13 protein-coding genes are annotated in these 14206 nt (G+C 42.0%); 11 read left to right on the top strand and 2 right to left on the bottom strand.

The window, feature by feature from the left end; genetic code table 11:
* Nucleotides 1-8 precede the first annotated feature (8 nt).
* On the bottom strand, nt 9-269 hold the full coding sequence (locus tag HYQ40_07520) for a YrhK family protein (protein ID MBZ6527627.1): 261 nt from the start codon (nt 267-269) through the stop codon (nt 9-11).
* Nucleotides 270-393: 124 nt separating this feature from the next.
* Between HYQ40_07520 and tsaB the strand changes: the two genes are divergently transcribed.
* From tsaB to HYQ40_07495, 5 genes are all read left to right on the top strand, one after another.
* Nucleotides 394-1146 (top strand): tRNA (adenosine(37)-N6)-threonylcarbamoyltransferase complex dimerization subunit type 1 TsaB, encoded by a 753-nt coding sequence (gene tsaB, locus HYQ40_07515; GenBank protein ID MBZ6527626.1) that lies wholly within the window; start codon nt 394-396, stop codon nt 1144-1146.
* Nucleotides 1147-1180: 34 nt separating this feature from the next.
* Complete coding sequence (gene rimI, locus HYQ40_07510; GenBank protein ID MBZ6527625.1) at nt 1181-1753, top strand: ribosomal protein S18-alanine N-acetyltransferase; 573 nt, start codon at nt 1181-1183, stop codon at nt 1751-1753.
* Nucleotides 1746-2150 (top strand): GNAT family N-acetyltransferase, encoded by a 405-nt coding sequence (locus HYQ40_07505; GenBank protein MBZ6527624.1) that lies wholly within the window; start codon nt 1746-1748, stop codon nt 2148-2150. The genes rimI and HYQ40_07505 overlap by 8 nt, the downstream gene beginning before the upstream one ends.
* Before the next feature lies 1 nt (nt 2151).
* Entirely contained in the window at nt 2152-3174 is a 1023-nt protein-coding gene (gene tsaD / locus HYQ40_07500; GenBank protein MBZ6527623.1) for a tRNA (adenosine(37)-N6)-threonylcarbamoyltransferase complex transferase subunit TsaD, read from the top strand.
* 513 nt (nt 3175-3687) lie between these two features.
* On the top strand, nt 3688-4368 hold the full coding sequence (locus HYQ40_07495) for a hypothetical protein (GenBank protein ID MBZ6527622.1): 681 nt from the start codon (nt 3688-3690) through the stop codon (nt 4366-4368).
* 80 nt (nt 4369-4448) lie between these two features.
* On the opposite strand, the gene abc-f is transcribed toward HYQ40_07495, so the two are convergent.
* The gene (gene abc-f / locus HYQ40_07490; protein ID MBZ6527621.1) at nt 4449-6422 is read right to left on the bottom strand and encodes an ABC-F type ribosomal protection protein; all 1974 of its coding nucleotides are present in this window, start codon (nt 6420-6422) and stop codon (nt 4449-4451) included.
* Nucleotides 6423-6752: 330 nt separating this feature from the next.
* Here abc-f and HYQ40_07485 point away from each other — a divergent pair, with 330 nt between their 5' ends.
* The 6 genes from HYQ40_07485 to HYQ40_07460 all read left to right on the top strand — a co-directional run bounded on the left by HYQ40_07485 (nt 6753) and on the right by HYQ40_07460 (nt 13796).
* Nucleotides 6753-7730 carry an NERD domain-containing protein gene (locus HYQ40_07485; GenBank protein MBZ6527620.1) on the top strand — a complete coding sequence of 326 codons (978 nt, stop codon included), beginning with the start codon at nt 6753-6755 and terminating at the stop codon, nt 7728-7730.
* 349 nt (nt 7731-8079) lie between these two features.
* Nucleotides 8080-8742: a redox-sensing transcriptional repressor Rex gene (locus HYQ40_07480; protein ID MBZ6527619.1), complete on the top strand. Its 663-nt coding sequence runs from the start codon at nt 8080-8082 to the stop codon at nt 8740-8742.
* Nucleotides 8743-8913: 171 nt separating this feature from the next.
* Nucleotides 8914-9180: a co-chaperone GroES gene (locus HYQ40_07475; protein MBZ6527618.1), complete on the top strand. Its 267-nt coding sequence runs from the start codon at nt 8914-8916 to the stop codon at nt 9178-9180.
* A 26-nt stretch (nt 9181-9206) separates the two neighbouring features.
* Nucleotides 9207-10829, top strand: coding sequence for a chaperonin GroEL (gene groL / locus HYQ40_07470; GenBank protein MBZ6527617.1), 1623 nt, complete (start codon nt 9207-9209; stop codon nt 10827-10829).
* 665 nt (nt 10830-11494) lie between these two features.
* On the top strand, nt 11495-13006 hold the full coding sequence (locus HYQ40_07465) for an MFS transporter (protein ID MBZ6527616.1): 1512 nt from the start codon (nt 11495-11497) through the stop codon (nt 13004-13006).
* Nucleotides 13007-13076: 70 nt separating this feature from the next.
* On the top strand, nt 13077-13796 hold the full coding sequence (locus HYQ40_07460; GenBank protein MBZ6527615.1) for a FadR family transcriptional regulator: 720 nt from the start codon (nt 13077-13079) through the stop codon (nt 13794-13796).
* Nucleotides 13797-14206 lie beyond the last annotated feature (410 nt).

Below are 14206 nucleotides of genomic sequence, written 5' to 3'. Positions count from 1 at the left end.
ACCCTGGATTATGGATAATCATCATCGACTTCCTCGTATTCTTCTTCATCTTGAACTTCAACGTCCACAACTTCGCGCTGGTATTCTTCTTCATTGTAGATAAATACGTTGCGGATGATTCGAAGCATGGGGCGCATGAGTAAAAAGAACCCGCCTGCCAAATAAGTGATGTTCCCGATAATCGCGGGTGCGCCGAGGAGATTAGATATACTCCCAGCAAAATACAAGCCTCCGGTTAGGATATCGTTGACGAGTTGTGGTTGAATCAACGACGACCCGCAAGCACATTTTATTCATCAAACCCGCTTATGGAACGCACCAACAAATTATGATAATATTAATGCACGTAAATACGTTGAATTAACTTATATAAATCGATTAAAGGAGGTTACTATGAAATTCATTACGTTTGATTCATCAACAAAGGCGTTGTCAGTGGCATTAGCTGAGGGCGAGCCAAGTGATTTTTCGATAAAAGCCTCAACAACAACGTTGGGGAAACGTCAGCATGGGCAGACGCTGGCACCAACAATTGATACAATTTTAAAACAGGCGGATTGGAAGATGAGTGAGATTGACGGGATTATTGTTGGAAATGGACCGGGTTCGTATACGGGGCTTCGGATTGGTGTGACGTTTGCGAAAGTTTGGGCCAATTCAAAAAAGTTGCCTTTATATAGTGTGTCGTCACTGACTTTGATGGCGGGAGCTGCGACGAGTCAGTCTGATTTTGTGATTCCGATTATGGATGCACGTCGCCAAACGGCGTATACTGGCTTGTATCATTTTGATGAAGAGATTTTAAAGGCAGTTGAACCGGATCAGCATATAAAATTCGATATTTTCTTAGCGAAGATTAAACAACATATGGGCATGAATAGTTCGGTCACATTAGTTGGGACAGAAATCGATGAATTTGTGGAAATGGCACAGCGTCAGTTATCGACGACGAATATTACTGTGATTGACGACTGGAACGCGTACCCACATGCGGTGCATGCGTTTGGTAAAGTCGAGTGGACAGAGATCGACGAGCCAACACTACTTGTTCCAAACTACGCTCACGAGACGTTGGCTGAGCAGGAGTGGGCTGAAAAAGTAGATCAAGACAGTCCGAATTCAGATGAATTAATAGATTTTAAATGATTGAGATTTTGATAGAAAGTTGCAGGTAAGTGCGATGCAGGAGATTATTAGACGAATTCAAAATGCGAGACAGGCGAATCATGTGGTCATGGACCGACTTGGGCCACTCATCGAGCAAGAGCCGTTATGGAATCATGCAGATCAGTCGTTTAGCATCCGGCTTGCTAGTGGCGAGGACTTGCCGCATTTTATAGCTTTAGAAGATGATGCCTACAATGGTTTCCATGCGTGGACAAAGCATGATTTTGAACGCGACTGGTTTAGAAATCCTTATTGTGTCTACATATTAGTGGAAGATACGACGAATAAAGAGGTTGTCGCTATGATATCCGGACGTTTTCTAGCTAAGGGAGCGCATATTAGTCATTTGTTAGTGCGGGAGAAATACCAAAACCAGCGCCTAGGTTCAAAATTGCTGAATCTTTGGATTCGCATGGCGCAAGTGGAAGAAGTGCCGCAGATTACGCTGGAAGTGCGTGAGTCGAACGCAGTGGCGCAAAAATTATATTACGGGCAAGATTTTAAGAAGGAATCAATCAAAAAGAATTATTACTCGGATAACAAGGAAACGGCGTTTTTATTGAGACGCGAGATGATCGATGCTTAAGTCGGGGGAGCGCGCGTTTATAATTGAAAGTTTACCTGACTTTGGTTGGAGTCCGGCGCAGTTTGAGAGTGAAGTGTCGAACCGTTTTATCCGGTATTGGTTTTTACGTGATGGGGAAATGCTCCAAGGATACGTTGCTGGGCAAGTGTTGTTTGGTGAATTGGAAGTGTTGCGTGTCTATATACATCCGCATTTTCGTGGACGCCGCTTGGGACATATTTTGTTGGAGAAGGCTTTGGAAGATGTGGACAGTGCTTTTCTAGAGGTTCGCAGTCAGCACAAATTCGCGATTAAATTGTACCAGAGTGTCGGGTTTGAGTTGGTTTCATTGAGGGAGAATTATTATTCGCATCCGGTGGATGATGCGGTGAATATGGTTTGGCGAAAGGAGGAATAGTGTGAGTGAATCTTTAATTTTGGCGATTGAGTCGAGTTGTGATGAGACGAGTGTGGCGGTTATTCAAGATGGGCGCGAGATTTTGTCGAACATTGTCGCTTCTCAAATTAAAAGTCATATGCGTTTTGGTGGGGTTGTGCCGGAAGTGGCGAGCCGTCACCATGTTGAGCAGATTACGCAAGTGATTGATATGGCTTTGGAAGAAAGTGGTCATGACGTTGATGAGATGGACGCAGTGGCGGTGACGCAGGGGCCCGGGCTCGTTGGTGCTCTCTTAGTTGGGGTGACTGCTGGGAAAGCTTTGGCGATGGTGCATGATAAACCTTTGTTGGCGGTGAATCACTTGGCGGGGCATATTTATGCGAGCCAGTTAGTGAAGCCACTACAGTTTCCACTGATGGCATTGATTGTCAGCGGTGGGCATACGGAACTTGTGTATATGAAAGAAGAATTCAACTTTGAAATCATCGGTGAAACGCAAGATGATGCGGTTGGTGAAGCCTATGACAAAGTTGGGCGGATCTTAGATTTACCTTACCCTGCTGGGAAATATTTAGATGAGTTGGCAGGTAAAGGGAATCCAGATGCTTACGCGATTCCGCGTGCGATGATGCATGAAGATAATTTTGACTTTAGTTTTTCTGGAATGAAGAGTGCAGTCATGAATACGGTACATAACGCGAATCAGCGCGGTGAGGAAGTTGTTCCTGCGGATTTGGCGGCGAGTTTCCAAGCAGCTGCAGTGGAAGTGCTAGTTGAAAAGACGTCGAAAGCATTGCGTGAACATCCAGAAGTGCGTCAGTTTATCTTAGCCGGTGGGGTCGCGGCCAACTCTGGCTTGCGAAGTGCGTTGACTGAGCGATTGGCCCAAGAGTTTCCGGAAGTGGAATTGATCATTCCGCCACTTAAATTATGCGGAGATAATGCTGCGATGATTGGTGCGAGTGCACATCATATGTATGCGGACCGTGATTTTAGTGAATTAGATATTAATGCGATGCCTGGCTTGATGTTGGGTGAGTAGAAATAGTGCGAGAATGGACCTCCGAGCTTAGGCTGGAGGTCTGTTTTTATGTGGTGCCAATTGGCTTCTTACCTATCATATGAAAACTGGTATGGTAGTTAAGGCTCTGTTACCTCCCATATGGCAACTGGTATGGTAGTCAAGCGCCTCGTTACCTATCATATGAAAACTGGTATGGTAGTCAAGCGCCTCGTTACCTATCATATGAAAACTGGTATGGTAGTCAAGCGCCTCGTTACCTATCATATGAAAACTGGTATGGTAGTTAAGCGCCTCTTACCTATCATATGAAAACTGGTATGGTAGTCAAGCGCCTCTTACCTATCATATGAAAACTGGTATGGTAGTCAAATCACTTTGCGGGTTGTCGTAAAACTGACGACAACCCGCAAACAGGTTACCGGGTTATCGTGAGCTCCCGCGACGACCCGAATGCGCGCATAACCCAATCTCTAATGGATATTGCCTGTTAAATATTATAAAATAAGGTTACTGAAATTTTAGGGGGCTAATATGTACGAGCAATGGATAGCGATGGAGCGTTTTTATTACGGGCATTTTGCCTGGGGCTTGTTAGCGGTAGTTATTTTGTCCGTGTTATTAGTCTCATGTCTTTATTATATAAACTTATTAATTCCGAAAATTATTTTAATTGTCACGCTGATTACATTTGCGGTGTTTGGGGTAGTCGTTGTTCATGGGTACTCGACTCATGGGGATTTGCTTCAACAAACGGGTCAGGAGACGGCAGCGATTCGTGATTTCAAGCGGACATTTTTTATGATTGATATGCCGTATTCGACGATGGAAACGAAAGCATATCGCGAGGGGTATTTTAAAGAAGCTTTTGAAGCGGTTAGCTTTTATGAGGAAGTCCAAGTGAATGAGCCAGTGGAATTCTTAGGGGAAACTCTACAAGGTGCTTATGTGTTCCGAATTGGAAACCGCGATTATATGGTGACGCAATCCTGGGTACGTTTTTCGGATGAGGTGGATCAAGCGGTGCGAGTGGGGACGCGGTATCAAGTGGAGGATCTACGCTTTGTGGACTTAGGCTTTGTTGAGCAGTCGCGCGTGTTACTAAAAGAATATGTTGTTCCGGCTCAAGCTAAGGATATGCTTGCTGAGACTGACATCTCAAATACAGCACATCTTCATGCCCGAGAATTAGTCAAAGGTTGGGTAGTACCTTAGACTTACTGAGTGTTTCATATGAATATTAGCAATTAAATAGACAAAAGGACCAGACTCCAATTGAAGTCTGGTCTTTTTGTCTATATCTCAATCCCTGGATGTTCTTCCATAAAGCTTTCAAGTTCAATACTTGCTTGTTCCCATTGTTCCATCGCACTTGATTGGCGCTCGTTGGCTGCAATCAACTCTTGGTTGAGGTCGGCTAATCTAGGTTGATCGTTGGCCTCACTGGCTGTGATCATATCCGCTTCAAGCTTCGTGATCAACTCATCCATCAATTCGCTTTCTTCCATTGACTCGTCGACTTTGGCTTGAAGTTTGCGCAAGTCTTTTTTGAGGGTCTTGGTTTCTTCGTAGCTGAATTGGTTTTGTGACATTTCTTTTTTGGGTGCTTCCGCAGTATTCTTTTCACCATTGTCTCGTAAGGCTTCTATCTCTTCAAGCTCGCGTTTTTTCTCGATATAGTAGTCGTAATCCCCTAGGTAAAGCGTTGCGCCTTCGGGTGTAATCTCCAATATATTGGTGGCGATGCGGTTGATAAAGTAGCGGTCATGCGAGACGAACAGTAGGGTCCCGTCGTAATCGATGAGGGCGTCTTCCAACACTTCCTTGCTATCGATGTCCAAGTGGTTGGTCGGCTCATCGAGTAGAAGTGTATTATCGTGATCCGTTGCTAGAAGCGCTAGACTTAAACGGGCTTTTTCGCCCCCGCTTAACATTGAAACTTTCTTCTCGACAGCTTCGCCACTGAATAAAAAACTACCTAAAATCGAGCGAACTTTCCATTCGTCTGTTGTGTCTTGAGCTTGCCAAAGCGTTTCGAGGACGGTTTGGTTGCCGTCTAATTGATTGACATTTTGGTCATAGTAGCCAATTTCGACATTACTTCCAAAGTCCACTTCACCCTCTAAGGCAGGAATTTGATTTAAAATCGTCTTCAAGAAAGTCGTTTTACCAACCCCGTTGGGTCCGACAATCGCAATCGCATCTTGGCGACGTAAGTCCATGCTTAAGTTCTCGGCAATCGGTTGGTCGTAGCCAACGGTTAAGTTGCGCGCTTCGATAACGCGGGCGCCACTTTCTTTGTTGGCACTGAATTCAATTCGCGGTGCTTTGGCGTCTTGTTTCGGCTTCTCGATACGGTCCATTTTTTCTAATTTTTTACGGCGGCTTTGTGCGCGTTTGGTTGTTGACGCTCGGACGATATTTTTCGCTACAAAGTCTTCGAGTTTTTCAATTTCGACTTGTTGCTTTTGGTAGACACGCCATTCTTGTTCAAGGCGCAAAGCTTTATCTTTCAAATAAAAATCATAATTCCCCTTGTACGTGTGAAGCGTGTTGTTACGCAGTTCGATGACTTGGTTGGCCACTTTATTTAAGAAGTAACGGTCATGCGACACGATTAGAAGCGCTCCGCGGTAACCGCGTAAGTAACCTTCCAGCCAGCTCAACGTTTCCATGTCCAAGTGGTTTGTCGGCTCGTCTAAGATTAATAAATCATAAGACATTAGTAGGATACGAGCTAAGGCCAGTCTCGTTTTTTGCCCGCCGGAAAGCGATTGGACTGGTCGGTCGTAGTCGCTCTCATAGAAACGGAAGCCATGTAAAACGGTCCGGATTTCAGATTCGACGCCGTAGGCATTGGATTCCGATAATTGATTTTGGATGCTGTCGTAAGTGCTTAAAGCATCTTGATATTCTTTGGATTCCCAATCTTCACTTAACTCCGCGACGCGCTCGGCCGCTGCTTCAGCTTTGTCACGAAGAGCTAAAGTGTCGGAGAAGACGTTCAGCATTTCATCCCAAATTGATCGGTCGGAATCAATCGACACATGTTGTTCTAAGTAGCCGACACGCAAATCGCGCGCACGGGTAATTTCCCCTTCAGAGATGGGTTCGGTTTTCATAATTTGGTTGATTAAAGTTGATTTCCCCGCACCATTTCGCCCAACTAGAGCGATGCGGTCATTGGTTTGGATATTAAAAGAAACGTTCTCGTACAGCGTCACATCAGCGAAGCGACGAGCCACGTCATTAGCTTGTAGTAAAATCATGTGATTACTCCTTCTGTTTAAACTCCCCATTATTATAGCTCACAAGGGGGTGCTTCACAAATGAATTTGGTTGGATGCAAGCTAAGTAGATAAGAAGACTTCCTAATGCGCGCCCTTGACAACGAGCCTCGACGGGTGAAGTTCCAATGCCTTAAATAAGCCGTCCAGCAGGACAGCTAAGCCAATTTAGGCTACTTCACTCGTTCTCATTGTCAAGGTTTCGCTTCGCCGCTTTGCGAATTATTTTTAAAAAAGCAAAAATAAAAATGGAAATCGACTTAAATTTTGTATCTATATATAGGTAGATATTAGTCGAGGAGGCTTTTGTAAATGGAAAAACCGATTGAATTAGTTTACATGGAGATATTGAATGAGCGGTGTGTATTAGTCGGAAGCGATAAGTGGGTGTTAGTTAATGGTCGAAATGGGTATATTGGGGAAGTACAGTTAGAAAAGATTGCTTTAGAGGTACTCCCGAATGGGGTGATTCTAATGATGGATTTAAATTTTGAAAAGAAGTACGGAGATACGCAAATTGATGCGGTGATTGTATCGAAGACAGGGATTCATATGTTTGAGGTGAAGAACTTGAGTGGCCAGTATGAGTACCGAGACGGGGTTTGGAGAAATAAAGGTTGGAAATTAAAGCGAGATTTCTTTACTCAAATGAAGCGAGCGGGAGAGATATTTGAAGGGGTAGTAAGTGAGATAAACATCCGGGCTGAAATTGAGCCTAAATTGGTGTTGATTAATGAAGAGGATACGGTGGCAATTTTTGATGAGCGAGTGGAGGGGCAGTATTTGAAGCGGTGGCAAGTGAAGGAGTACATTCGCCAATTGGACCAGGACGCTAGTTGGGGGACGAGTTGGGTTCCGGAAGAAGTGGTGAAGCGGTTAAAAGAGCAAACGACGGATCGGGTGGTTCCCAAAAAGCGGCCGGTTGAGGTGGATGTGAAAGGGGTGTACCGCGGGATTGTATGTTGTGGGTGCGGTGGGTATGAGATGGATGTTGAGTCAAAAAGGTATCATGTAAGCTGTCGGACGTGTGGTTACCAGGAGTCGAAAGAAAAGGCGGTGCTTCGGACGATATGCGACTTGGCGATATTGGATTATGATGAGCCGCTTCGAAAAACCATACTTGATTACTATAAAAATAATCAGGAAATCCAGAACACAATTAAGTTGGTATTCAAAAAACATTTTAAACTGATAAAGGTTGGTCGCTCTGCAAATTATATTAATCCTATGAAGCGAATGGATGATGCCTTTAAGGGAGTAAAGTTCAAGTATAGGGATTATGGCGACTGAGATAGCATTCGCGAAGTCGGCGAGTGCTAGATTAAGGATAAAGGAGCATTCGCGGAGTTGACGAGTGCTAAATTAGAAGTAAAGGAGCACTCGCAGCAATAGCGAGTGCATGTTTATCGGGTTTGTTTTACGATATATTCCGATTTTTTCATATTCTTATCTATTTTCACATAGAAAAAGCTTTATTATCAATACGAAATGTATTAGAATGTAAAAGTTGTGCATATTGGGGTGTTAATTCACAATGACTGTAATCGTTCAATGGTTATATTTGGAAAAGATTGTGAATGGATGCTATAATGAGCATGACTTATAGAGAACTAATGACAAACCTAGGAGGAGGCAATTTATGGCGAAAGATATTCCTAAAGCGACTGCCCTGAGATTACCCATCTATCATAGGTATTTACGTTTCTTGCAACATGCAGGAAAAAAACGTATTTCATCAACGGAATTAAGTGAAGCTGTGAAGGTAGATAGTGCGACGATTCGTCGTGATTTTTCGTATTTTGGAGCGTTGGGAAAACGTGGGTATGGATATGATGTAGATCATTTACTCGATTTTTTCTCACGGATTTTGAATCAGGACCGTTTAACGTCGGTTGGATTAGTGGGTGTAGGTAATTTGGGGAATGCACTGATTAATTATAATTTCCGAAAAAGCAGTAACGTCCGTATTGGTGCTGCGTTTGATGTGAATCCTGAGATTGTTGGAACGATTCAACAAGGTGTGCCAGTCTATTCGATGGATGAACTTGAGGAGCAGATTCGTCAACAACAGATTGAGATTATTATCTTATCCGTGCCTCAAGTTGTGGCGTCAGATATTGTGGACCGAATTATTGAAGCGGGAGTTAAAGGGATTATGAACTTTACACCACTTCGTTTTGAAGTGCCACGTAGTGTACGCGTCCAGAACGTTGACTTAACGAATGAATTACAGACCTTAATATACTTTATTGATAGTAATATGGATGATGCAGAGGATTTCTCTGATTTTGAGAAAAAGTAAGATGTGGAGCACGCCGTGGTGGGTGCTTTTTTTTCTGCAAAAAATTAAATAAAAATAAAACTCTATCGCTTGATTTTTTGACCAATTTAGACTATTATATAAACATAAGTTTAGCACTCGATTCAAAAGAGTGCTAATCAAAACAAAACTATAAACTTTGGAGGGTATGATATGATTAAGCCTTTAGGAAAACGTGTTGTAATTAAAGTAGCAGAGACAGAAGAAACGACTGCAAGTGGTTTTGTATTACCAAGTTCAGCGAAAGAAAAAGAACAATTCGGTGAGATTGTTGAAATAGGACCAGAAATTGAAGAGAAAGACGCTGTCAAAGTGGGCGACACTGTGTTCTTCAAGAATTTTTCTGGAACAGAAGTTGACTACGATGGTGAGTCATTCATGATTATCGAGCACAAAGACTTGTTAGCAGTCTTAGCATAATTTCAAATTAAAGGAGAGTATATTATATGGCAAAAGATTTAAAATTTTCAGAAGACGCACGCGCAGCCTTACTACGTGGTGTGGATATTTTAGCGGATACAGTTAAAGTAACTTTAGGGCCAAAAGGTCGTAACGTTGTTTTAGACCAACAATTTGGTTCACCAACAATTACTAATGATGGTGTAACAATCGCTCGTGAGATCGAATTAGAAGATCGCTTCGAGAACATGGGTGCACAATTAGTGATGGAAGTTGCTTCAAAAACGAACGATATTGCTGGTGACGGTACAACGACAGCAACATTACTAACACAAGCAATTGCTCGTGAAGGAATGAAAAATGTTACTTCAGGTGCGAACCCAGTTGGCATTCGTCGCGGAATTGAAATGGCAACACGTGCTGCGGTTGAAGCTTTACAAGCATTATCTCAACCTGTATCTTCTAAAGAATCGATTGCACAAGTGGCATCTGTTTCTTCTGGAGACGATAAAGTTGGGCAATTAATCGCGGACGCTATGGAAAAAGTAGGACAAGATGGCGTGATTACAATTGAAGATTCTCAATCAATCGATACGGAGTTATCAGTGGTTGAAGGAATGCAATTTGACCGTGGTTACTTATCACAATACATGGTCACAGATAACGAGAAAATGATCGCGGATCTTGAGAATCCATACGTTCTAATTACAGACCGTAAAATTACAAACATCCAAGATGTACTACCTTTATTAGAGAGCGTAATGCAAACAAGTCGTCCGTTATTAATGATTGCGGAAGATATTGAAGGGGAAGCATTACCTACATTAGTCTTAAACAAATTACGTGGAACATTAAACGTGGTTGCGGTTAAAGCACCAGGTTTCGGTGACCGTCGTAAAGCAATGTTAGAAGACTTAGCTATTCTTACAGGTGCGACAGTTATATCTGAAGAATTAGGCTTCGAATTGAAAGATGCGACACCAGATCACTTAGGTACGGCTGGTAAAGTATCTGTAACTAAAGACAACACAACAATTGTTGAAGGTGCTGGTTCGAAAGAACAAATCGAAAACCGTGTTGGTTTAATCCGTGCACAAATCGAAGACACAACAAGTGAATTTGACCGTGAGAAATTACAAGAACGCTTAGCTAAATTAGGTGGCGGGGTTGCGGTAATCAAAGTCGGTGCAGCAACTGAAACAGAACAAAAAGAAATCAAATTACGTATCGAAGATGCTTTAAATGCTACTCGTGCAGCTGTTGCGGAAGGTATTGTTGCGGGTGGTGGTACTGCTTTAGTTAACGTACAAGATGCAGTCAACGCACTTGAAGCTGAAGGCGACGAAGCAACGGGTATCGCAATTGTCGCTCGCTCATTAGAAGAGCCAATTCGCCAAATCGCTGAAAACGCTGGAGCAGAAGGTTCTGTAGTCGTATCAAAAATCCGTACATCTGAAAAAGGTATCGGATACAATGCGGCAACTGGTAAATTTGAAAGCATGATTGAAGCAGGTATCGTGGATCCAACTAAAGTAACACGTACAGCTTTACAAAATGCAGCTTCTGTAGCAGCATTATTATTAACAACTGAAGCAGTTGTAGCAGACATCCCATCAGATATGCCTGAAATGCCAGGCGGAATGGGCGGCGGAATGCCAGGTATGATGTAAGCTCAGCTTAATCATTAATGTAAATTGAATTAAATAGATTAATGGGCCTCTCGGCCTACTTTATCCATGTGATGAAGTAGGGCGGGAGGCTTTTTTGGTGGAGTGTTGATGCGGGTTGTGGTGGGATTTATGACGACCCGCAAGTGGAAAAGTCCAGCCTAATGTGGTGTGATGACCTGAAAGTTAAGTTTCAATTTCAGCAATAACTATCCCACAACAGGGCGATTTACATAAAAACTCAAATAATCTAGTAATATATTTTATTAATGTTTGCCAATTTTCGTTCACAATCAATTCATGGAAAGTGCTATTATATATACTTTTGGCAACGCATGGTTTCTGTATAGGAAATAACTTATAAATAAAATAGTTAAAATTTAAACTTTTATACTTGTAACCGTTTTATTCTCTGTTATAATAGGGTTTATAGAAAGTCGTCTGATGACAAAGTTTCTTATTAGGAAAGTCGGCGAGTAGGTTTGGGTTAGAAGTTCGAGAGAAATGTATAAAAAAGACTACAGCAATACCTGGAAAGCATACTGTAGTCCTTCGTGAAGTTTGCAAAAAAGTTTGAGTATTGGCGTACTCAATAAATTTTCGCAACTTCCATTGTATTCAAATAAAGTTGAAAAATCAACTTTTAAAAAATTTCGAGGAGAATATATATGGAACAGAATGTGGAATTAAGAAAAGGCAAGCGTCCTTTTGGTAAACGTGACTTGATTGGGTATTTTTTCGGAGACTTTGGATGTAACATGAGTTTTGCTTTACAATCGACGTATCTATTTATCTTCTATACGCAGCACATTGGAATTCGTTTAGAGCATTGGGCTATTATTATTTTAATTACAAAGATTTTTGATGGGATTAACGATCCGATTGCTGGGTTCTTGATTGATAAAATTGGTGCACGTGCTAAAGGTGACAAGTTTAAACCTTGGATTAAATACGGTGGGCCGGTACTAGCGTTAGTACCAATGTTAATGTTTATTGATTCATCGGGCTGGAGTTATGTTGCACGATTAGGAATTTGTTTTGTGACTTACTTAGCTTGGGACTTAGCGTATACAGTTGTTAACGTACCTTATGGTGCTTTAAACTCAGTTATGACAACGGATCCAGTTCAAAGAACACAATTATCGACTGTTAGAAGTTACGGTGCGATTCTTGCTTCGTTACCATTAGGAATTATCATTCCAATGTTTGTATATGAGAATCAAGCAGTGAATGGGGAAACAGTAAGTATGTTCGTTGGACAAAACATGTTCATTATCGCTGGAGCATTAGGACTTGTGGCTTTAGCATCATTCGCGATTCTATACTTTAACGTTGAAGAGCGTGTGGTTGTAGAACCTGAATTGAATGAAGACGGTGAAATCGTTGAAGCCGGCGTAATCAGTACAGTTAAAAGTTTAGCGAAGAACCGTCCTTTCTGGGGAATGATGGTGTCAGCTGTAGGTTTATTATTATTCACAATGGGTGCCAACCAGTTATACCAATTAACACTTCAAATGTATTATAACGATGGAACGTTATCTTCTTACTTAACATTAATGTATATTGCACCGCTTGTGTTTGGTGGAATCTTTGGAACAGCTTTAGTTAAGCGTTTTGGTAAGAAAAATGTGTCATCGTATCCATTAATATTTGCAGCAATCTTACTAAGTGGCGCATATTTTATCGAAATACCAAATCCATATGTATACTTAGGGATTATCTTAGTAGCAACAACAATTGGTTTCGGACAAACATTATATACTTGGGCTTTAATGTCAGATGTTATTGATTACCAAGAATATATTAGTGGCTCACGTAACGAAGGGTCAGTGTACGCACTGTATTCAATGGGACGTAAAATGATGCAAGGTATCAGTAGTTCGGTTGTACCTTTCGCAATTACAATGATTGCACCAACATTAGTGGCAAATGACCCATCAACGTGGACAACTCAAAGTTCTTTAGGTATCCGTAACTTATCAATTATCTTCGCAGTTATAGGTAACGTGATTATGTTTATTGGTTTCCACTTTATCTATAACTTAGATAATAAGAAATTGGAAGAAGTTAACGCTGAATTAAATGCACGTCGTAACAAAAAAGCGACAGCAAATGTTGGTGTTGAAGTCGTTCCAGAGCCTGTTGACGGAGGCTTAGTGACAGCTGTAGAAACTGTTTAATATTACTAAAATGCGAGAGAAGTATGCCTGGCATGCTTCTCTTTTCTATACAAAATGAAGGGGCGGTAAAATGGAACAATCATTGGTTGAGCGAGCAAGTGATGCAATTACTAAGTTAATTATCGAACAAGATTTAGAGCCGGGAGATAAATTACCTAATGAGTATGAATTGGCCGCGTCTTTAGATATCGGACGCGGGACGTTAAGGGAAGCGGTGAGAGCCTTAGTCTCGCGGAATATTCTTGAAGTCAAGCAAGGGTCAGGGACTTACGTGAGTCAAAACTTAGGTGTCTCGGATGATCCATTAGGCTTTTCATTAATTAAAGATACCGCAAAACTCACTGAAGACTTGTTCGAGTTGAGATATATTCTAGAACCAGAAGTAGCACTTCTAGCGGCACAAAAGCGAACACCCAAACAACTTGAGCGCTTAGAAGATATTGCCAATCAGATTGAAGAAACCATTGAACAAGCCAAACACATTCATATCGGCTTGGATATAGAATTCCATGCCAAACTTGTCAAAATGAGTGGCAATCACGCGATGAACCATTTGGTGCCAATCATTAATCAATCGATTACCTTATACAATACTCACTACACGAGTACACAAAATAAACAGGATGCGATCAATTCGCATAGGGAAATTGTAGAAGCCATCCGTAATCAAAATCTGATGCAAGCGAAATATTCAATGCAGATGCATATTGCAAATAATCAAAGGCAATTGAAAAAGAGACGAGAGAGTCTTATTGCCTGGCGTTTTGAAGCAGCTGAGAAAAGGCTGTAGGATAAGGATAGGGGTTAATAGGCCTTCGCGGGATTTGCGAAAGGCTATTGAGGGTTCATCAGTCCTTCGCGGGATTTACGAAAGGCTGTTGGGAGTTCATTAGCCCCTCGCGGAATCGACGAAAGGCTGTTGAGGGTTGATCAGTCCTTCGCGGGATTTGCGAAAGGCTATTGAGAGTTCATTAGCCCTTCGCCACCTTCACCACAATCCGCAAAAAGTTTACCGGGTTATAGCGCCCCCTCACGATAACCCATTCAGGACCTTCCGGTTAGTCGTGCCCCCCACGACAACCTGCAAGTAAACAGAAAGACCACTGTTAACTTGAAACAGTGGTTTTTCGCATTGGAAAAATATGAGATAGTTACCTTGGAAGGGGTTAGAAAACTTTCTCAGTTTCGGCTATACCTATC

This window comes from Aerococcaceae bacterium DSM 111021 (assembly GCA_020112395.1).
In the GTDB taxonomy this organism is placed as follows: Bacteria; Bacillota; Bacilli; order Lactobacillales; family Aerococcaceae; genus Ruoffia.
The sequence above is the reverse complement of the archived record's forward strand: the minus strand, read 5'-3'. Positions and strand labels throughout refer to the sequence as shown.

What these genes read in the sequence shown, in the direction of transcription:
- HYQ40_07495 (MBZ6527622.1), top strand. Translation starts at nt 3,688, where the DNA reads ATGTACGAGCAATGGATAGCGATGGAGCGTTTTTATTACGGGCATTTT.
- HYQ40_07465 (MBZ6527616.1), top strand. Translation starts at nt 11,495, where the DNA reads ATGGAACAGAATGTGGAATTAAGAAAAGGCAAGCGTCCTTTTGGTAAA.
- groL (MBZ6527617.1), top strand. Translation starts at nt 9,207, where the DNA reads ATGGCAAAAGATTTAAAATTTTCAGAAGACGCACGCGCAGCCTTACTA.
- abc-f (MBZ6527621.1), bottom strand. Translation starts at nt 6,422, where the DNA reads ATGATTTTACTACAAGCTAATGACGTGGCTCGTCGCTTCGCTGATGTG.
- tsaB (MBZ6527626.1), top strand. Translation starts at nt 394, where the DNA reads ATGAAATTCATTACGTTTGATTCATCAACAAAGGCGTTGTCAGTGGCA.
- HYQ40_07505 (MBZ6527624.1), top strand. Translation starts at nt 1,746, where the DNA reads ATGCTTAAGTCGGGGGAGCGCGCGTTTATAATTGAAAGTTTACCTGAC.
- HYQ40_07485 (MBZ6527620.1), top strand. Translation starts at nt 6,753, where the DNA reads ATGGAAAAACCGATTGAATTAGTTTACATGGAGATATTGAATGAGCGG.
- HYQ40_07460 (MBZ6527615.1), top strand. Translation starts at nt 13,077, where the DNA reads ATGGAACAATCATTGGTTGAGCGAGCAAGTGATGCAATTACTAAGTTA.
- rimI (MBZ6527625.1), top strand. Translation starts at nt 1,181, where the DNA reads ATGCAGGAGATTATTAGACGAATTCAAAATGCGAGACAGGCGAATCAT.
- HYQ40_07480 (MBZ6527619.1), top strand. Translation starts at nt 8,080, where the DNA reads ATGGCGAAAGATATTCCTAAAGCGACTGCCCTGAGATTACCCATCTAT.
- HYQ40_07475 (MBZ6527618.1), top strand. Translation starts at nt 8,914, where the DNA reads ATGATTAAGCCTTTAGGAAAACGTGTTGTAATTAAAGTAGCAGAGACA.